The 16,967-nt window shown below is 68.2% G+C and carries 23 protein-coding genes and 1 pseudogene; 11 read left to right on the forward strand and 13 right to left on the reverse strand.

Going from position 1 to position 16,967, the window contains the following annotated elements; translation table 11 throughout:
- Positions 1-145 precede the first annotated feature (145 nt).
- The gene (locus tag ABT063_RS27635; protein WP_351061740.1) at positions 146-304 is read left to right on the forward strand and encodes a hypothetical protein; all 159 of its coding nucleotides are present in this window, start codon (positions 146-148) and stop codon (positions 302-304) included.
- Positions 305-756: 452 nt separating this feature from the next.
- A pseudogene (locus ABT063_RS27640) lies at positions 757-1,026 on the forward strand (NF041680 family putative transposase); the annotation flags it as partial.
- A gap of 29 nt (positions 1,027-1,055) precedes the next feature.
- Here the strand turns inward: ABT063_RS27640 and ABT063_RS27645 are convergent.
- The 4 genes from ABT063_RS27645 to ABT063_RS27660 all read right to left on the reverse strand — a co-directional run bounded on the left by ABT063_RS27645 (position 1,056) and on the right by ABT063_RS27660 (position 4,978).
- Entirely contained in the window at positions 1,056-1,604 is a 549-nt protein-coding gene (locus tag ABT063_RS27645) for a GNAT family N-acetyltransferase (RefSeq protein ID WP_351061743.1), read from the reverse strand.
- 210 nt (positions 1,605-1,814) lie between these two features.
- On the reverse strand, positions 1,815-2,366 hold the full coding sequence (locus tag ABT063_RS27650) for a DinB family protein (protein ID WP_351061745.1): 552 nt from the start codon (positions 2,364-2,366) through the stop codon (positions 1,815-1,817).
- A gap of 213 nt (positions 2,367-2,579) precedes the next feature.
- Positions 2,580-3,344, reverse strand: a complete 765-nt coding sequence (locus ABT063_RS27655) for a class I SAM-dependent methyltransferase (protein WP_351061748.1) — start codon at positions 3,342-3,344, stop codon at positions 2,580-2,582.
- On the reverse strand, positions 3,341-4,978 hold the full coding sequence (locus ABT063_RS27660; RefSeq protein ID WP_351061751.1) for a GNAT family N-acetyltransferase: 1,638 nt from the start codon (positions 4,976-4,978) through the stop codon (positions 3,341-3,343). The genes ABT063_RS27655 and ABT063_RS27660 overlap by 4 nt, the downstream gene beginning before the upstream one ends.
- Positions 4,979-5,090: 112 nt before the next feature.
- Between ABT063_RS27660 and ABT063_RS27665 the strand changes: the two genes are divergently transcribed.
- Entirely contained in the window at positions 5,091-5,555 is a 465-nt protein-coding gene (locus ABT063_RS27665; protein WP_351061754.1) for an Lrp/AsnC family transcriptional regulator, read from the forward strand.
- A gap of 201 nt (positions 5,556-5,756) precedes the next feature.
- On the opposite strand, the gene ABT063_RS27670 is transcribed toward ABT063_RS27665, so the two are convergent.
- From ABT063_RS27670 to ABT063_RS27690, 5 genes are all read right to left on the reverse strand, one after another.
- Positions 5,757-6,182, reverse strand: a complete 426-nt coding sequence (locus ABT063_RS27670) for a hypothetical protein (RefSeq protein WP_351061757.1) — start codon at positions 6,180-6,182, stop codon at positions 5,757-5,759.
- 59 nt (positions 6,183-6,241) lie between these two features.
- Positions 6,242-6,730 (reverse strand): hypothetical protein, encoded by a 489-nt coding sequence (locus ABT063_RS27675; protein ID WP_351061759.1) that lies wholly within the window; start codon positions 6,728-6,730, stop codon positions 6,242-6,244.
- A 358-nt stretch (positions 6,731-7,088) separates the two neighbouring features.
- Positions 7,089-7,526 carry a hypothetical protein gene (locus ABT063_RS27680; protein ID WP_351061762.1) on the reverse strand — a complete coding sequence of 146 codons (438 nt, stop codon included), beginning with the start codon at positions 7,524-7,526 and terminating at the stop codon, positions 7,089-7,091.
- Positions 7,526-8,146, reverse strand: coding sequence for a hypothetical protein (locus ABT063_RS27685; RefSeq protein ID WP_351061765.1), 621 nt, complete (start codon positions 8,144-8,146; stop codon positions 7,526-7,528). The genes ABT063_RS27680 and ABT063_RS27685 overlap by 1 nt, the downstream gene beginning before the upstream one ends.
- A gap of 330 nt (positions 8,147-8,476) precedes the next feature.
- On the reverse strand, positions 8,477-8,680 hold the full coding sequence (locus tag ABT063_RS27690) for a hydrophobic protein (RefSeq protein ID WP_502990899.1): 204 nt from the start codon (positions 8,678-8,680) through the stop codon (positions 8,477-8,479).
- A gap of 597 nt (positions 8,681-9,277) precedes the next feature.
- Between ABT063_RS27690 and ABT063_RS27695 the strand changes: the two genes are divergently transcribed.
- Entirely contained in the window at positions 9,278-10,177 is a 900-nt protein-coding gene (locus ABT063_RS27695) for a DUF1648 domain-containing protein (RefSeq protein WP_351061768.1), read from the forward strand.
- Position 10,178: 1 nt separating this feature from the next.
- Complete coding sequence (locus ABT063_RS27700; protein ID WP_351061771.1) at positions 10,179-10,535, forward strand: GntR family transcriptional regulator; 357 nt, start codon at positions 10,179-10,181, stop codon at positions 10,533-10,535.
- Here the strand turns inward: ABT063_RS27700 and ABT063_RS27705 are convergent.
- Positions 10,448-11,080: an HTTM domain-containing protein gene (locus tag ABT063_RS27705; protein WP_351061774.1), complete on the reverse strand. Its 633-nt coding sequence runs from the start codon at positions 11,078-11,080 to the stop codon at positions 10,448-10,450. The genes ABT063_RS27700 and ABT063_RS27705 overlap by 88 nt on opposite strands.
- A gap of 251 nt (positions 11,081-11,331) precedes the next feature.
- Here ABT063_RS27705 and ABT063_RS27710 point away from each other — a divergent pair, with 251 nt between their 5' ends.
- The 3 genes from ABT063_RS27710 (at position 11,332) to ABT063_RS27720 (ending at position 12,655) form a co-directional block, all read left to right on the forward strand.
- Positions 11,332-11,694: an acyltransferase family protein gene (locus ABT063_RS27710; protein WP_351061777.1), complete on the forward strand. Its 363-nt coding sequence runs from the start codon at positions 11,332-11,334 to the stop codon at positions 11,692-11,694.
- Between the two features lie 362 nt (positions 11,695-12,056).
- Complete coding sequence (locus ABT063_RS27715) at positions 12,057-12,326, forward strand: hypothetical protein (protein ID WP_351061780.1); 270 nt, start codon at positions 12,057-12,059, stop codon at positions 12,324-12,326.
- Positions 12,323-12,655, forward strand: a complete 333-nt coding sequence (locus ABT063_RS27720) for a hypothetical protein (protein ID WP_351061783.1) — start codon at positions 12,323-12,325, stop codon at positions 12,653-12,655. The genes ABT063_RS27715 and ABT063_RS27720 overlap by 4 nt, the downstream gene beginning before the upstream one ends.
- A 93-nt stretch (positions 12,656-12,748) precedes the next feature.
- Here the strand turns inward: ABT063_RS27720 and ABT063_RS27725 are convergent, their stop codons facing one another.
- Positions 12,749-13,213, reverse strand: coding sequence for a hypothetical protein (locus ABT063_RS27725; protein WP_351061786.1), 465 nt, complete (start codon positions 13,211-13,213; stop codon positions 12,749-12,751).
- Between the two features lie 490 nt (positions 13,214-13,703).
- Complete coding sequence (locus ABT063_RS27730) at positions 13,704-14,441, reverse strand: dienelactone hydrolase family protein (protein ID WP_351061789.1); 738 nt, start codon at positions 14,439-14,441, stop codon at positions 13,704-13,706.
- A gap of 582 nt (positions 14,442-15,023) precedes the next feature.
- On the opposite strand from ABT063_RS27730, the gene ABT063_RS27735 reads away from it, so the two are divergent.
- Positions 15,024-15,218 carry a hypothetical protein gene (locus tag ABT063_RS27735; protein WP_351061791.1) on the forward strand — a complete coding sequence of 65 codons (195 nt, stop codon included), beginning with the start codon at positions 15,024-15,026 and terminating at the stop codon, positions 15,216-15,218.
- Between the two features lie 151 nt (positions 15,219-15,369).
- Positions 15,370-15,840 (forward strand): hypothetical protein, encoded by a 471-nt coding sequence (locus tag ABT063_RS27740; RefSeq protein WP_351061794.1) that lies wholly within the window; start codon positions 15,370-15,372, stop codon positions 15,838-15,840.
- A 49-nt stretch (positions 15,841-15,889) separates the two neighbouring features.
- Here ABT063_RS27740 and ABT063_RS27745 read toward each other — a convergent pair whose 3' ends face one another.
- Positions 15,890-16,087: a hypothetical protein gene (locus tag ABT063_RS27745; protein ID WP_351061797.1), complete on the reverse strand. Its 198-nt coding sequence runs from the start codon at positions 16,085-16,087 to the stop codon at positions 15,890-15,892.
- Positions 16,088-16,648: 561 nt separating this feature from the next.
- Here ABT063_RS27745 and ABT063_RS27750 point away from each other — a divergent pair.
- Complete coding sequence (locus ABT063_RS27750) at positions 16,649-16,927, forward strand: hypothetical protein (protein WP_351061800.1); 279 nt, start codon at positions 16,649-16,651, stop codon at positions 16,925-16,927.
- Positions 16,928-16,967 lie beyond the last annotated feature (40 nt).

The following is a 16,967-nucleotide window of genomic DNA, read 5'->3' on the forward strand; positions in this document are numbered from 1 at the left end:
TGATGCCATCGCGACGAAACTCAACAACCGTCCGCGCAAGTGCCTGGGATTTCGCACACCAGCCGAGAGTGTTGCCTTGACCGGTTGAATCTAAGCGTTCTTTAACCTTTGGCGGAGCCTCAGTGACACCGGTAGGTTCTTCGCGGTGACTTTGATGGAGACGCAGGGTCTCGTGTCGATGACCGACGAGGCGCAGTTGCGCTGGATGGCGCTGGGGGACACGACTCGGCAGTCGGCCGTGATCCTGCTCCATGGCGGTCCGGGGCTGCCGGACTATCTGGGCGTTGTCGCCCCCCCCCCATGATCGCGGACTCGCGCCTGTGTACCGGTACGACCAGCGTGGTACGGGCCAATCCCCGTGGCGGAGCCCTCATTCCTTCGCCCGGCATGTCGACGATCTTGCCGAGCTGCTCGACGCAGGGGGCGTGCCCAAGGCCGAGAGCGGCTCCGCGCATTGGAGGAGCTGCCGAACCGCACGGAGGAGCAGGAAGTCGAGCTGCTCACGCTGGCCTGGTTCACCGACCACGCCGATCCCGAACGCGGGTGGCACTGGGCATCCCAGGGCGCCCGGCGGCGCCGGCCGGTCAACTGGTCCATGAACGGCGAACTTGGCAAGGAAGGACGCGCGGATCCGCTCGATGAGCACCTTGCCGATCTACGTGCGCGCCTGCCCGCACGGGCGGAGCTCCTCGGTGGGGCCGACGATCCCCGTCCTGTGTCGGCGCTTGAATCACTCGCGCGTCCCCGTCGGCAGCGGCGGTCGTCGACCGGGCCTGGCAGGCGTTCCTGCGACGGTTCGACCTGGAGCACACGATCCGGTTGTTCAAGCAGACCCTGGGCTGGACCCGGCCCCGGCTGCGGGAACCGGACGCGGCGGACCGGTGGACCTGGCTGATCGTCGCCGCCTACACCCAGCTGCGACTCGCCCGCCCGCTCACCCGGGACCTGCGGCACCCCTGGGAGCAGCCGGCCGCACCAGGCCGGCTCACCCCAGCACGAGTCCGGCGGACGTTTCGGAACCTCCGCCAGCACTCCACTTCGTGAACCGACCGTCTCTACGTCGGCATCACTCCGACGTCTTCAGCACGCCATTCCTCTTCGAGGATGCTGAACGTCAGGGAGTCCCGCCAGCCGTCCCGTATCCATGCCGTGTGTCGAAGGTGCCCCTCGTACGTCATGCCGAGCTTGGCCAGCACTCGGGCGGAGCTGAGATTCCGCGGGTCACAGGTGGCGAAGATGCGATGAAGCCCCAACTGGCCGAAGCCGCGTGAGAGAAGCTGGCGCCCGATTCCTGTGCCGATGCCTTGCCCCCATACCCGAGGATGCACAATGTAGGAGATCTCGCCCTGGCGCTGCGTGTGACTGCGGACATGCAGCTCGCCCACACCGACAACCTCGTCCCCGAAGCGCGCTACATGGGCGAACCTCTGCTGGGGTGTGCTCGACCAAGCCTCGACTGCGGCCTTCACGAAATCGCGTGTCTGGTCCTCAGTGTTTGGTCCCCAAGGCTGGAAACGACAAGCCTCTGGGAGACAGGCCCATGAGTGAATGGCTTGCCAGTCATCAAACGAGATCTTGTCCAAGGTCACCGAGTACTTACTCATGGGTTGATCTTGGCAAGTGGAGTGAGCCAGCGCTACGAGTTCAAGAACACCTACTAATGAGCAACTCGCCGTTGAGCGGCTGCGCCAGGCGCTGGACGCCGCTGGTCCGGGCGTGGGCGTCACTACCCGCGTGATCACCGGCCACGCCGAGGGCTGAACGGAACGGCGCTCGGCATCAATGGCCAGGTCGAAGTGGATCCCGGCCCCACCTCACACGCCGACCGCTCCGTCGATGCGCTCGCGGAGCAGGTCGGCGTGGCCGTTGTGACGGGCGTACTCCTCGATCATGTGGATGAGTACCCAGCGCAGCGATACCGTTCCGCGCCAGGAGTCGTCGCCCTCAACGTCCAGGTCGGGGGCCTCGGTGACGAATCGTTCGGCGAAGGCCACCTCGGTCCGCCACGCCTCCCACGCCGCAGCGACGACCCCGGGGTCGTCCGTGGCGCCGTCGAAGTCCCCGTCGGGGTTGGCAGTCGAGGAGAAGAGGGCGGGTGCCTCCTGCCCGGCCAGGACCCGCCGGAACCAGCGGCGTTCCACATCGGCGAGGTGTCGGACCAGGCCGAGCAGCGAGAGCGTGGACGGCTCCACGGACCGCAGGGACAACTCCGGGCCCAGGCCGGAGCACTTCAACCGCAGCGTGGCGCGCTGGGCGCTCAGGACATCGATGAGCATCCGCCGTTCGTCGCCGGTCGTCGGGCCGGTGAACCGGCGATCACTGTCGGCGCCGCCGAACAGTTCGGCTCTTCTGGTGGGATCGCTCATGTCCGCCTTTCCGTTCGCGCTGTGCGCGCTGTGCGCGCGGCCGTGACTGCCACGGGTCGCGTACCGCATGGTGAAGCCACCACCCATCGCCTCTGGCCGGCGCGGGCACCTGCTGTTCGCCGACCGGGAAGGCACTGTGCCAAGACTGCGGCCGTCCGCAAGGCCGTCACTCCACGGTCATCGCCGGTGTCGCCCGAGAGCCATGAATGCCCGTCAGGGCTTCACGGCGTGGAGGATCCGCATCCCCCTGGAGTCTGCGGCGTCGTGGCGGACGTCCAGTCCCGCCGCCCGGCACTGTTCGACCAGCCAGGCGGACGCGATCCGCAGCTTGGGGTAGCTGCTTGCCTGTTGCTGCCAGGAGCCGTTCGTCCGGGTGTGGAGCAGGTCGTGGACGATCACCGTGTCCTCGTCGCGGTATTCGAGGAAGCAGGTGAGCAGCTGGTCGTCGCTGCTGCGGACCGGGATGAAACGGTCCGTGCCGCGCAGCTCCGCTGTGAGATCGCGGCAAGTGACGACGAGATGGCCGCCCGGGACGAGGGCACGGCTGATGTGGCCGAGCAGCACGGGGACGTCCGCCTTGTGCGGGAGGTGCGGAAGCGTGTCACCCATGCAGACGATGGCCGCGACCGTGCCCGGCTCGGCCGCCTCGGGCAGCACGGTGCGGATGTCGCCGTGCACCGGCCGTACCGCCTCGGCGCCCCGGACGTACGAGACGAGCTCGTCGAGCAGCCGGCGGCTGGTGTCCACGGCGATCACAGGGGAGAAGCCGAGGCGGACCAGCGCCAGCGTCTGTGCACCGGAGCCGCAGCCCAGGTCGATGGCCGTCCCGCCGTCTTCGGTCCCCGCCAGGCCGAGTTCCGCGAGCAGTGCGGCCTGCCGGTCGGCCACCTCGTGGACGTCTCCGCCCAGCATCCAGGTGTAATGCTCGGCGAGCAGCCGGTCGTAGTGGTCGACGGTGGTACCCGCGTCGGGGGTCATGGCATGCTCCTCAGGGTTGTCTGTACGCCTTGCCGTCCGCCGGTCTGCGCGAGCCGCGAGGCGTCGGGCCAGGTGAAGCGGAGCTTGGCCGGCGAGCCGGCGAGCCGGGACGCTACGCCGCCGGGGGGCGAAACCGCCGCCTTCTCGACGCAGGTGCCGCCCAGGGCCCGGTAGAACTCCTGGGCCGCCGTGTTCTGTTCGAGCACCCACAGGTACACGGCCTTGCCCCTCGCGCGCTCGGCAACGGCTCCCGCGGCGCGGGAGAGCAGCGCGGTGCCGAGGCCCGTGCGCCGACGGTGCTGGGCGACGTGCAGGTTGTCGACGAGGCTGCCCCAGCGGCCGTCCTCGTCGCAGACGACGTGGACGAACCCCGCCAGCCCGGTGTCGTCCTCGGCCACGACTGTCACACTGCCGCTCGGGGCGGAGAGGCGCGCGGACCAGACGGCCCGCCGGTCGGCCACCACATCGCCATCCAGGAACGCGTCGGAGTACGCGCCGCGGTAGTGCCGACGCCAGCTGTCGGAGTGCAGCAGTGCCATGTTCTCGGCGTCGTCGGGCCCCGCCGCCCGGAACCGCAACGACGTCGGGGGTGCGCTGGTGGGGCCGGAGGTGGCGCGCAGGCGGCGCCGGGCCAGCTCACTCGCCGCCTGCGCCGGGGTCTGGCCGTGGCGTTGCGCGGTGTCCAGCAGGTCGTCGACGGTGTCTTCGATGGCGCGGACTCGTGCGCGGGCCTCGTCGGCACTGACGCGGTGAAGTTCGGTGCTGATGGCGTTGATGACTCCTCCCGCGCTTGCGACATAGTCCGGCACCCAGATGATGCCGCGCTGGTGCAGCACGTCTGCGACATCCGGCGTGGCGAGCTGGTTGTTCGCCGGTCCGACCACGGCACGGCAGCGGAGATCCTCCGCGGTCCGCCTGGTCAGGGTGGAGCCGAGAGCAGCGGGGACCACGATGTCCACGTCCGCGGCGAGGATCTCGTCGGGCGACCGCCAGAGTGCGCCGAGCTCGTCACTGATCTTTTGTTTGTCCGGGTCGATGTCGGTCACCGTCAGGGCGGCTCCTTCGGCCGCGAGAAGGCGGGCGAGGTCGGCGCCGACCCGGCCCAGACCGACCACGGCGAGAGCACGGCCGCTCAGGCTCGAGGTGCCGTACAGCCGCCGGTTGACGGCCCGCAGCGCGGCAAGCGTCCCCCGCGCGGTGTGTGGGGACGAGTCGCCGCTGCCGCCCAGATGGGCCGGCCGGCAGAACACATGAGGGGTGGTTTCCCCGATCAACGCCATGTCGTCGGGGCCGGTCCCGACATCCGGCCCGGTCGCGTACACACCACCCAGCGACGCGATGACGTCCGCCACGTCATGCAGCACGTCGCGGCGCCGGCCGGCATCGAGTTCCCTCCCCTCCGGCAGGGCTACGACGGCCTTCCCGCCGCCGCTGGGCAGCCCGGCCACAGCGAACTTCGAGGTCATCGCCGCCGACAGGCGAAGGGCGTCGGTGAGGCCGTCCCGCCAGTCGGGGTAGTGCCAGAGCCGGAGGCCGCCGGCCGCCGGGCCGAGCGCCGTCGAGTGAACAGCCACGATCACCGGCAGCCGGGAGCGCCGACCGGTGTGGATCGCAACCTGCTCATGATCGAGCATGAGTCCGCCAGTCCCTTCGTTGTCCGATTCGATGACGTCATACTGGACGACTGACTCGCTGGTGAGGCACCTGGCCGAACGTTTGGCTGAAGATCGGGTAAGGTAGCCGACCATGGATGAACTTGATTCGGAGATCGTCCGGCTTCTCCAGACAGATGCACGGCAGTCCAACCGCGAACTCGCCCGGCAGCTCGGCATCGCCCCCTCGACCTGCCTGGAGCGGGTTCGGGCGCTCCACCGCCGGGGAGTCATCCGCGGCTACCACGCCGACATCGATCCCGCGGCCCTCAACCGCGGCGTTCAGGCGCTCGTGTCGGTTCAGGTACGCCCTCTCAGCCGCGCCGTCATCGACGCCTTCAAGGTCTTCGCCAGCGGCCTGCCGGAAGTCCTCCACGTCTTCGTGCTCTCAGGGGGCGACGACTTCCTCCTTCACGTCGCCGTTCAGGATCTGGACCACCTGCACGCCTTCCTCACCGACCGGCTCAGCAAGCGCGGCGAAATCACCGGCTTCCGCACCTCGGTCGTCTTCCAGCAGGTGAGCAACACCGCCCCCGCACGCCTTCCCATGCGCAACTAGGCACCGTCCGGGGGCGATCCAGGTGGAGCAGAGCTGGCGGCGCAAGGTGTCGTAGGCCCACCGACGGCACAACCCGCCATATGCGTGCCGCAAGCGCAGAAGACTTCCCCGCCCGCCGGACGGAAGGGCATCTGACCAGGTGTTTCTCCGTCTCCCCGGCAGGTTCGAACCTGCGACACCCGCTTTGGGAGAATGTCCGGCTCAGCTCCGCGGGCCGGGGAACGCCCGGACAGTCCGGCGATCGATGTCGCCTCGGCGGAGCTGTTCGTTCTCCACTTCCAGCACTTGTACGACGCGGGCGAGCTGCTGGACCTGCGCTTTGAGCTGGTCACGCACTTCCTTCGCACGGGTCAGAGCGGCACGCAGGGCCTCGTTGTCATGGTGGAGACGATCAGCGATGGCCGGACGGCCGGCCTGCGCCCGGACCAGGGCATAGAACAGATCTCTGAGCCCGGTGTGCTTGTGGGTGAGCTTGTTACGGCGAAGCCCGGCCTCGGCAGCGAGGGATTTGATGGTCGGTTTGCCGTCAGACCGAAGCGGCGCGCCAGCCAGGAGCCTGATCATGGCGTCGGTGATGGCTCTGATCTCGGCCTCTTCCTGGGCGGAAGCGGTGGTGTCGGTCAGCACGGAGCCGATGGCGGCGGCGAGCTGGACAGGGGACTCTGAGAGTTGGCTTGTTGTGGTTGTCATGGGGTGCTCGTCGGATGGACGCGGTTGGCTTCGTGCTGGCTGATGATTGCGAGAAGGGTGGTCTGCCGCTGCTGGAGGCGCTGGCGGATCGGAAACGGGGCGGTGTCGTCGGCGATCTCGGCGGCGAGCGATGCGGTTTCCTGTCGGGCCAGGTCCATGTGCTGGTCGGTCCGGGCGATGTTGGGGAGCGCGTCAACAGCCGTAGCGTCCGCCGGTAAACCGAACGCCGCCCGGGCGTCCGCGCGGTGCTCCGCCCGCTCCTGGCCCGGCGTCCTCGGCACTCCTATGGGCGGCACTCGGCTGCGGATCCCCTCGCCCGTCCGTCGGAAGGCATGCGAGAAGACCGCTGCGCCTGTCGTGGCGCTGGTACTGATCACGGCGGCGCCGATGATCGTCCCGGTTACCCCCGGAAGGGACGCCAGCACCGCGCCCACCACAGTCGCGAGTGCGCTCGCTACCACCTGCACAAGAGTCAGGTCGAGCACCTTGCGCTGGGCGCCCGTTCCTCTTCTTCTCTGAGATTCTCCATCAATATCCCTTGATAGTTCTGGAGCCCGGCAGCCATCGGCTCCCTGACCATCGGTGTGATGGCGGACGGCAAGGACCGAGCCGGGCAACAACTCGTCGGCCGCTGCGTGATGGCCGGGCTTGTCCCGCTCATGGCGGCGCTGACGCGAGGGTTGATGGAGGGCGGGCCGATACGCGCCGGCCCAGGCACGAGTTCTGCAGGAGCAGTTGAGCGTGCGACGGCCCCGCCTCCAGAACGCAAGCCGCCGCAGTCCGACCGGTGTGGTGTACGCACCGGTCACTGCGGCGGCAGTGGTTTCCGCGGGGAGGACAGCGTTACTGACTGGCAGGCTCCGACATGTGCAGCAGTCGTTCGGTGATCTCCCGGTATTGCCTGAGCGCGAGCCGTAGTTCCTCGGTCTGCGCATCGGTGTCCTGGTCCTGCCAGCTTGCGCGCAGGACGCGGCGCCGTTCGGTGAGGGTGTTGGTGAACTGGGTGGCGATGTCGTCGAAGACGGCGTCGGCCTCCTCCACCGCCTTGTGCGGGCTGTCGACGAAGTTGCTCAGGGCCTGTTGGAGGCGCAGGGTGAGCTTGTCCCGTTCGCCCTGCGGGACCAGTTCCGGGCCCGGCGGGCGATCGGGGTGGTCCGCGGTGGTGTCGCGCTCACGCGGTGCGTCAGCGGATTCGGTGCGGGGTGTCTGCGGGGCGCGCGGGGTCGCGGGATTCGGGCTTTCGGTCTGGGGGTGCGGTGCGTGTTCGGCGTTGTGTGACATCAGGTGCTGCTTCCCTTCGCGTGGCGTCGGTTCAGTGCCCACGGCGCGTGGCCGCGGTCGTCGGGGGTCCGCGGAGTGTCCTGGTCCGGGTCGGCCCGTTGTTCGGTGACCAGTGCCTCGAAGAGGCTTCGGGCCTCGACCATGGCTTCCCGCATTTCCTCGGTACCGCTCTGGCCGCGGGCGGCCGTGTGCATGCTGCGGTAGCCGTGGACCTGGGCGGCGTGATGGACGGAGAGGGCGGCGAACTGCTCCTCGAACTGTTCACCGGGGAAGCCCCGGTCCTTCGCCAGGTGTGCAAGGAGTGCCTCCGCCTCGGTGACTGCCTTGTGCGGCGAGTCGACGAACTGCTCTTGCACGCCGGCCCACTGAGCTGTGTACTGCGCGCGGGTCGCGGGTGACAGCGGTTGTTCCGTGAGGGAGCCGTGCTGCTTGACGCGCTCGCCGAGTTCCCGCTCGGCCGCCTTGGTGTCGCCGTCGTGGTCGGCGACGGCATGGTCGTACTCGGGTCCGAAGCGGTGCTTCAGCCCGCGCCCGCCGCCGTCCCGGATGCGGCCACGTCCGACGACGAGGACGGCGACCGCCGCGATGACGATCACGGCGATGATCACGATGGTGAGCATGGCTGCCTTCTCTGGCTCTCGGCTCGTAGGGTGCTCTGCTTCATTACCGTCTCCCTCAATTCCTGCTGGCTGACCACGCGTTGGCCTGCCGGGTGGCGTCCGCGCAACGGGGACACCACCTGGGGCGTTCGTGGTCAGCGCCGGAAAGCGTTCTTGGCCTTGTCACCGGACTGCTTCAGATTTCCGGAGACCCGGTCGGTCCTGCCTTCGCGCTGCAGTCGCCTGTTGCGGGTGGTCCGGCCGATACGTTCGGTGCCCCGGCCCTTGAATGCCTGGGTCCTGTGCCTGATCGTCCGTCCGACGCTCTTGGTTGTCCTCTGCTCGTTCGGGCTATCCGCGACTGCGGCCGTACCGGCGGCCGCCACCGCCACCGCCACGCCTGCCACCGCCGCGCCCGCCACTGCTGCGCCCGCGCATCGCGAAGCCGACGATCCAGACGACCAGGAGTACGGCGGCGACCCACCAAAGGGTCTGCATGGTGAAGCCGAACCCGAACACCACCAGGATCAGCAGAAGGAGAAGAATCCATAACATCGCCGGGCCTCCAGATCGCGGGAAGTTCCTGAGTTCCGCGGGGTCCGGGCGAAGCGGGAAGGTGGAATGCGTCGCCCGAGTGATCCGGAGTGGCATGGCCCTACGCCGTGCTGCCAGTCAACGCCCGACAACCTCCCTTGTCAACGCAGTGCCGACACGGGGGAGTTCTGCGAGCTGGGCAGGGGCCCCTGGGACAAACGGAGCCTCGGCGGGGGTTGTTTCTGCTTACCTGCCGTGTCCCTCGAGATGCAGATCAGCAACCGGTGACGGTGAAGCCTCTGTCGATGTCGGCAGCGGTCCACACATCGCGGTCGAACCACTTTGTGATGCTCGGCTGCACCTCGCTGATGGTACGCATCTGGGCCTTCCCGTCACGCCCGGCCAACCAGCGGCTGCCGTCGCATCCGGCACAGTCACGTCCTCTCCATGGATGTGGCCGGAACACGGTAGGCAGCATCGAGGCGACCGCACTAAATTTTAGTTGTTCTAGTCCTAACCGAATAACTTCACCGAGGAGGCGAAATAGATCGCCCCGACCAGACTTCCCGCGTCCAGCAGCCGGACCGGCTGCGGTGGTTCGCCGGGCTCCCCTGTCTGGTGGCCGCATTGGTGGTGGCTGTGATGTTCACGGTGTCGTGGCCGAATCTGCCCGATCCCATGGCCGTGCACTTCGACGAAGGCGGAGACGTGAACCGCTCCGCGTCCCCGGTAGAGCTGCTGCTGATCTCCGAGCTGACCTTGCTCAGCCTCGGCGTGGGGCTGTCCCGGGGCGCGGTGCGGGGGTCGCTCGCCCTGCGGACGCTCTATGCCACTTCTGCGGCTGCGGCCGCCTCCCTGGGCTATCTGTTCACGGTGGCGGTACTGGTGAACGCCGACGCCGCTACCGCTGACGAGGTGCGTATGCCGTTGTGGCACCTGGCCATTGCCGCAGGGCTGGCCGTGGCCGCTGCTGGTGGGGTACGGGTGTTGATGCCTGGGGGGCGCCCTGATGGCGCCGATCAGTCTGCGGCCTCTGGTTCCGTGGGTCTACAGCGGGGCGAGAAGGCTGTATGGGTGCGCAGTGTCGGTCCGCAGTGGCTGGTGGCCGCCGGGGTGCTGAGCGCGGTCGTCGCCCTGGCTGCGGGTGTTCTCGGCTGGGGCCCTGGTTTCTGGCTGTGGCCGGTGGGGCTGCTATTCGCGGTGATAGCCGGCGCCCGGGTGAGTGTTGACGGCGGCGGGCTGACCATCCGGCCGTCGGTGCTTCACGTGCCCCGGATCCATATCCCGCTTCAGCGGATCGAGCGGGCGTGGGCCGCGGAGGTTAGGCCGTTGCCAGACCTCGGGGGCTGGGGGTACCGGATCGCCAAGGGCAGGCGCGGACTTGCGCTACGGTCCGGGGAGGCGGTGTGGCTGGAGCTGGACGACGGCAAGCAGTTCGTCGTGGCCGTGGATGACGCCGCGACGGCGGCCGGACTGCTGGGCGACCTGCTGGCCAGGGACGCTCAACGGGATCGCTGAGATGCTGATCCGTATCGACACCAGTTCCACCGTCCCGCTGGCGGAGCAAGTCGCCGCCACCGTACGACGGGCGCTGGCCGAGGGCGCACTGCACCCGGGCGAGCGGCTGCCTGCCGCCCGGGAGGTGGCGCGGCTACTTGAAGTCAACATCCACACTGTCCTGCGCGGCTATCAGCAGCTGCGTGATGAAGGGCTGATCGACCTCCGGCGCGGCCGGGGCGCTGTGGTGATCGCTGTACCGGCGCAGGCGCGACTGCGCGAAGCAGCCTCTCAGTTGGTGACCGCGGCTCGCGAGGCCGGCTTCTCGGAGTCCAAGACCATCGCCTTGCTGCGCTCCTGCTGGACGGAGGATTCGTGACCAGCGCGCGGCTCGCGCACGCGCAACTGGCCGCCCAGCGGCAAGCACAGCAGCATAAGGCCCGCCCCCATCGCCGGCGCGAAGCTCCACAGGCCCATCATCACGGCGATGCTCAGATGGAAGCTCACGCCGGCCGCCAGCAACACATAGCGCACCCGCTGCGGTACCAGTAGTGCAGCTGCCAGGGAGATCTCGATGAACAGCGGGATCCAGGTCAGCGCGGCGACGCCGATGGGGTTGGCGATCACTGGGCTGATCAGCGGGTGCAGCCATCCGGGTGCCCGGAAGGCCAGACTGTTGCCCCAGTACCACATGCCGGTACCGTCCGCCCACTCCGCATGCGGCAGCTTCGACACGCACGCTTGGAAGTAGACGAACGACATCTGCAGCCGCACCACGATCAGCGAGCTGGTCCCGGCCAGCAGCAGCCAGCGCGGGTGCATCGTGGCGGAGTCGATGGCGCTCCAGTGCCACCGTCGGCGGTCGCCGAGAGCGGGCAGCGTCAGCAGAAGGGCCCATGAAGAATATCGTGGAGGTGCGGACATACCTCTCCCATTGAGGCGACAATCCAGGAGCCCGCCGTACTGGCCGCTGGCCGACGGGCGGCCACCGATCGGCCGCCGCAAGCTGTTCCTATGGAGTGGCCCGGAGAGGTCGCCCTTGCGCGGCCCGTGCCGCAGCTGCCGACGGGCCCGTCGTGGGCGTCCGAGATCAAGGTCGATGGTCAGCGGACCGTGCTGTGGCGGACCGAGGACAGTGTCCGGCTGCAGTCGCGGACCGGTCGCGACGTCACGGGGTGGGACTGCTTGCGGTCGTCGGCGCAGATGCCTCTTGCTTCGGGCCCGGCGGGCTCGACGGCCCCTCCGCATTGTGGGCAGCCTACGAAAGTGCCCTGTGCGTAGCACTGTGGTTCGGGCTGCTGGTCCTGTTCCGCGAGGTCGTCACCGGAAGCGGGCGGCTCTCGAAGGAACTGGCGCCCTCCGCCTACGCCGTCTACATCATCCACCTCCCGCTCGTGGTGACCTTGCAGTACTACCTCGCAGGGCGAGGGCTGTCCGCAGCCACCGCGTGGGCCGTGGTGTCCGTCATCGGCGTCTCGGCAGCGTTCCTGTTCGCGGCCGGGATACGCCGACTGCCACTGCTGCGCCGGGTGTTGTGACGCCACGGGCAGCCTGCGAGAACGGCGGCGGTAAGGCACCGGGACGTCCACCGTTCGTTCGAACATGTTTGCCCGATGTGGGCAGCGGTGTCTCTCCGTACCGTCGGTGCGTATGGAGATCGCGTTCTACGCCAGTGAGGGCTGGAGTCCTGGGGTCTGTCAGCGAAGCCCGTGATCCCCGAGGGGATGGCGGTGCTGATCGACGACGACCTGCTCTTCGAGGACAGGCATGGGCCGCGGGCTGCGGCGGTAGCCAATGAGTGGTTGCTACTGCGGCCGTCGGACGGGTGTCCTGCGCCGTCCTCGTGGGGGACGTATGCGCGGATCCTGCGGGACTGGATCGTGGCCGCCCAACTGCTGGAGTGGAGATCTTCGACACCCGGGACCGGCTGAAAGCCCTGTTGAGCGCATACGCGGTGGACCGGTCGAGCGGGGACCCCAAGCAGTATCTGGGGGCGGTGACCTGGAACCAGCACATGAGCGTGCTGGGCAAGTTCTACCGGTGGGCGGTGGACGAAAAGTACGCGACGGCGGTGCCGATCACCTACCGGCAGGCGGTGGCCGTCTATTCGGAGACGGCCCGTCCGATCCTGGTGAACCACGCCAGGCGGCGGGTGCCGCACGCCACGTGACCATCAAGTACCTGGAGGACGACTTCGCTGCCGCGTTCGTGAACGGCCTGGCTGGCCTGCGTCCGGACGGCAGCGAGGAGGAGGGGCCGGGACGGTTCCGCGGGCGTCATCTGGCCCGCAACGGGGCGGGGCGTCTCCACAAGATCGGGATCCGACCCAAACAGGATCGCTCCACCGCACTGTTCACCCTCGCGACCGAACTCCCCGCCGCGATCCTCGCCCGAATGCTCGGTGTCCACATCAAGGTCGCCGTTCAGTGGCAGCAGGCATCCGGAGGGGACTGGGCCGCCTACGCGGCCGACGTCAGTCGACGGACAAGGCCGACATGACGTTCGTGCAGAAGTGGCCTTCAGTCCTTGCCCTCGATAACGAACTCATCGCAATCGAGGGTGTAGCGGCAAAACATCGGCCTCTCAGTAGCGTCAGGAGTCGGCGGACTCCACCGACTCCTTTTTCGCCAGCCCGGCCCGCAGTTTCTTCGCAGCAGGTTTCACTTTGTTGTTCCAGAAGGGCTTGACATGAGGAGCGATGAGAAGAGCACCCACTACGGCTCCCCCGATTGCCAACCCTTTCCAACTGGGCTGAGAGACATCGCCATCGCCACTGCTGCTGCAGTCCGACGAAGGTTCGTACGGGGAAGTGTCCTCTTCTTCAGTGGGAGAGTCTCCTGCGTCGAAGCCTCCGGGGTTGGCTTCCATGTCAGCCTTAAGCGCCGCTGCCGCCTCGTCGCTCCAGGTGCGTGTTTCCCAGCTAGGGTTGTACTGTGCGTAACCGCCAGTGCCACGAGAGTGGTACTTCTCCTCCGCGTACTGCTGCCCCTTCTCGGTGAGCCCGTACGCGCCGGGGTTTCCGTCCAGGTACCCGTGGAGCTTGAGGAGCTCATTCATTTCGCGAGCCGTTCGACCAAACTCCCAGCCCAGCACCCGTGCTGACTTTCCCATGGAGCAGAGTCCCCCTCTTCCGCTCAGCAGTGACCTGCACGCGGAGTGCATCGTATCCGTGCAACACACGGCGGCGTAAGCCTGACGGTTGACGCCCGAGCGAGGCCACCGGGCTCGCTGCGGTAGGTAGGGGTCCAGCCGAGATACGCGCCAAAGGGGCAATGAGTTGATCTTGATGTGACTTCGCACGTGGTCAGCACAATGAAGCCGCAGTAAATGCGTGCACCTCCCCCTGGCGGCCGGAACGGACCGCCGCAGGTCGCGACGATCACGGCAGGGGCTCCGTCGCAGTAAATCCGGTATTTACTGCGGCAGTTGCGAACGCGTCTCCGCGATCGAGCATCCGCCCGAATGTGGTTCTGCTGTGCGGACTTGAAGGGAGGGGACTGTCAGTGCCCGACGCGGACCAGGCCTGGCGCCAGGCTGTCTGCCTGGGTCATGCCCCCAGAGCCTCCGTCACGGGCAGGCACTCGTCGAGCAGGTCGACGACGTCGCGCCAGGCTCGCTGTGCGTGCTGTGGGTGGTAGCCGACGCCGGGGACCGCGGGGTGGTCGACCGGCGGGTGGTGGAAGGCGTGCAAGGCGCCGCCGTAGACCGTGAGGCGCCAGTCGACGTCCGCGGCCTGCATCTCAGCGGTGAACGCGTTCCATTGCGCGGGCGGCATGATCGGGTCTTCCGACCCGACCCCGGCCCACACCGGGCAGCGAATGCGCGCCGCCTCGCCCGGCCGGCCCGTGGTCAGTGCGTTGACTGTCCCGATCGCGCGCAGGTTGACGCCGCCGCGCCCGAGTTCCAGCCCGACGGCGCCCCCGGTGCCGTAGCCGACGGCGGCGATCCGGTCGGGGTCGGTCCGCGGTTCGATGCGCAGCACGTCGAGCGCCGCATGGCCGATGCCCCGCATCCGGTCGGGATCAGCGAGCAGCGGCAGGCAACGGGCCAGCATCTCCTCGGGGTCGCCCAAATAGCGCCCGCCGTGCAGGTCGAAGGCCAGCGCTATATATCCCAGCTCGGCGAGAGCATCGGCCCGGCGTCGCTCGACGTCGCTGAGCCCCATGCCCTCTGGTCCGAGCAGCACCGCAGGCCGGCGGTCGACACCGGCCGGGAGCGCGAGGTGCCCGATCATCGTCAAACCGTCCGCCGGGTACTCGACCGTGCGCGTCGTAATCGTCGTCATGAGACTGGACTGTAGTGATCATCGAGCCCGGTCCGGCCGGTGTTCTGCCGCTGGCAGAACAGCGCGCGTGTCCCTCTGAAATACGGGGGCCGGGCTCAGGGCTTCAAGATCACCCCGTTGCCCCTCTGGCGCGTATCTCGGTCACGCCCCTAGGTACGGGTCGCGCGGCGTTCATGGGTCTTCCACTGCTCTGCGTACCCCAACACCGCCAGTCGTCGACTCATCCCCTTCGTCATCGCCCGACATCAGGGAGGAACGTCACCCCTCCGAGTCATCGGCCAACCGACTCACCTCGGAGGGGCCAGACGAGCTCCATGCTGTCCGAGCTATTCGGAGAGTTCCGATACCCGACTGCACCATTAAACCGACCCGCTGGCGCCCAAGCGAAGTTCCTCGCTGAGGTCGGCAAAGAAGAGGAGACCCACAATCTCTCGCTGATCCTCCAGGCGTTCCGCGACTACCAAAACGGCAAACGCCCCGCCGGGCCCGGAGCCCGCGACCTGGTCACCTTCTTCAAGGCCATCGAGACCCAGCTCGACGGACTGGCTCCCGCAGCCAGCCATCAGGCACGGCGACCAGGAAGTGATCAACCTGCTTGCACAGCGAGCCGGTGTCCTGCACCTCGGGCTGGCGAACTACGGCTGGTTCCTCGCCCCGGACAAGGCCCTCTGCCTCAAGCTCGCCAACGCCACCGACCGCAGCCGACCGCTGGCCGGGATGTGCGACTCGGCCCGCTGCCCGCAGGCCACCCACCACCCCTGTCACCGCCCCGTTTGAGCCTCGTCCGCTGCCAACGACCGGATCTTCATCGGGAAGATCAGCCGTGGCCAGAAGGCCGAGAGAGCGCGACTTGAAGCCGAAGCAGAACGCGCCGAGAGCATCGTCACCGCAATCGACGCCGCTCGCTCCGTCAGCCACGGAAGGGCCCGTGGGCAGACTCAGTGACACCGGACGAACCCGCAACGAGGAGGCGATCAGAGCCGCCATGGACCGCCTCCTGCGCGGTGAACTCCCACCCGGCGGACACTGCGACCTCAAGACCCTCGCGGCCGGGGCCGGAGTGACCCGCACCGGCTTCTACCCTAAGAAAGACCACGACGGCACTGTCCGCGAAGGCCCCTACCAACACCTGGCCCGAGAGTTCGAGCGGCGTCTCAAAATCCTGCGAGAGGCCAGGACTGTTGTGGATCCAAGAGACGCTCAGATCGAGCGTCTCAAGGCCGAGAACGCGGCATTGAAGACGCGCATCGCCCTCCGGGACGTGGCCCTTGACGAACTGGCCGCGTTCAAAAAGCTGGCACTGTCCCGGCTCGCCGCACAGCACGCCGAGATCACTCACCTTCGCCACTCCCAACCCGAGCCCGGCCCCACTCCACTCCGGCCGGCTCACCGCCACTAGCCACGGGACCCCCTCGGTTCCGGCAACTGATCACGGCACTCAGGCCACTTCACGCGACACGAAGACCCCCACCCGACACCGCCAATCCGACACGACCTGCGCGGGACACGCCTTCTGTCAAAACAAGCAGGGCTTCGAGCGGCTCGGCCGGCGGCGCCGGCAGGACGTGGTCCTCCCACCAGGACAGGCCCAGCACGGTGGCGAGCAGGACGAAGGGGGCCGAAGCGGGAACGATCAGCGCGTACATGTGTATCGCCTGTCGGTGGATACGTGCGACATGGCGGGCAGCGGATGGACGGTGCCCGCATGGGGCGCATCGAGGCTGCGCCGGATCGCGCAGCGACGGCGAGTGCGGGAGCGGCCCGCTGGGGGCGGGACAAGGTCCGGCACTGATGCGCAAGGTGCGCCCTCGAAGGGACGCGAGAGGCGTTCGACGCTGCCGGGGGCTCGGGCCGTACCGCACACCCTAGGGTCTGTCCGGCGGATCATGCCGCAGACGCGGGGTCGCAGTGACACTAGCCGCTCCGCGGCGGGCGCCCATCTGCGGCGTTGCCGTCGGTTGCCGACTCCCCCACGCTCGAACGACCTCGCGCGGGGGGACCCCCATCGCGTCGCCGCCGATTTCCTGCGACCTGATCCGCCGGACAGGCCCTCGCCGCGCTCCCTGGGCAGATGTCAAGTGGCCACCTGGTCCCGGCGGAAGACGCTGACGTGGGTCGCTATCCGCGACCTCTGGGGAGGGCTACGCTGTTCGTACTGGCCCCGGCCCCCGGCAGTGATGCTTTGTTCCGCTCCGGGGAGGCCCGCCGTGTTCGTTCTGCTTCTCATCCTGATCGTGGTCTTGTTCGGCCTCGGCTTCATCAACCCCATCTGGTGGGTGGCCGCGGCCGTGTTGGTCTTCGGCGCCACCCGGCACGGCCGCGATCGCGGGGGAGGCTGGATCCGTGGCGACGGTTCCGATCTCGGGGACTACCGGGACTACGAGAACCGCCGGGATCGTGAGGACCGCTGGAACCGTCGCTACAGCCGTCAGCACCGGGCGCGCTGGAGGCGCGAGGACCGTCGGGACCATGAACGCCGCGGGTGACCGATGAAGTTGGCCGGCATCCAGAGATTCCGGGGCGGCC

The organism is Streptomyces sp. NPDC002838, assembly GCF_040295365.1.
Taxonomy (GTDB): Bacteria; Actinomycetota; Actinomycetes; order Streptomycetales; family Streptomycetaceae; genus Streptomyces.

Excerpts from the sequence above, each read along its gene's own strand:
- ABT063_RS27660 (WP_351061751.1), bottom strand. The coding sequence starts at position 4,978 with ATGCTCGATCATGAGCAGGTTGCGATCCACACCGGTCGGCGCTCCCGG.
- ABT063_RS27745 (WP_351061797.1), bottom strand. The coding sequence starts at position 16,087 with ATGTACGCGCTGATCGTTCCCGCTTCGGCCCCCTTCGTCCTGCTCGCC.
- ABT063_RS27700 (WP_351061771.1), top strand. The coding sequence starts at position 10,179 with ATGCTGATCCGTATCGACACCAGTTCCACCGTCCCGCTGGCGGAGCAA.
- ABT063_RS27655 (WP_351061748.1), bottom strand. The coding sequence starts at position 3,344 with ATGACCCCCGACGCGGGTACCACCGTCGACCACTACGACCGGCTGCTC.
- ABT063_RS27645 (WP_351061743.1), bottom strand. The coding sequence starts at position 1,604 with ATGAGTAAGTACTCGGTGACCTTGGACAAGATCTCGTTTGATGACTGG.
- ABT063_RS27650 (WP_351061745.1), bottom strand. The coding sequence starts at position 2,366 with ATGAGCGATCCCACCAGAAGAGCCGAACTGTTCGGCGGCGCCGACAGT.
- ABT063_RS27705 (WP_351061774.1), bottom strand. The coding sequence starts at position 11,080 with ATGTCCGCACCTCCACGATATTCTTCATGGGCCCTTCTGCTGACGCTG.
- ABT063_RS27665 (WP_351061754.1), top strand. The coding sequence starts at position 5,091 with ATGGATGAACTTGATTCGGAGATCGTCCGGCTTCTCCAGACAGATGCA.
- ABT063_RS27690 (WP_502990899.1), bottom strand. The coding sequence starts at position 8,680 with ATGTTATGGATTCTTCTCCTTCTGCTGATCCTGGTGGTGTTCGGGTTC.
- ABT063_RS27685 (WP_351061765.1), bottom strand. The coding sequence starts at position 8,146 with ATGCTCACCATCGTGATCATCGCCGTGATCGTCATCGCGGCGGTCGCC.
- ABT063_RS27680 (WP_351061762.1), bottom strand. The coding sequence starts at position 7,526 with ATGTCACACAACGCCGAACACGCACCGCACCCCCAGACCGAAAGCCCG.
- ABT063_RS27730 (WP_351061789.1), bottom strand. The coding sequence starts at position 14,441 with ATGACGACGATTACGACGCGCACGGTCGAGTACCCGGCGGACGGTTTG.
- ABT063_RS27725 (WP_351061786.1), bottom strand. The coding sequence starts at position 13,213 with ATGAATGAGCTCCTCAAGCTCCACGGGTACCTGGACGGAAACCCCGGC.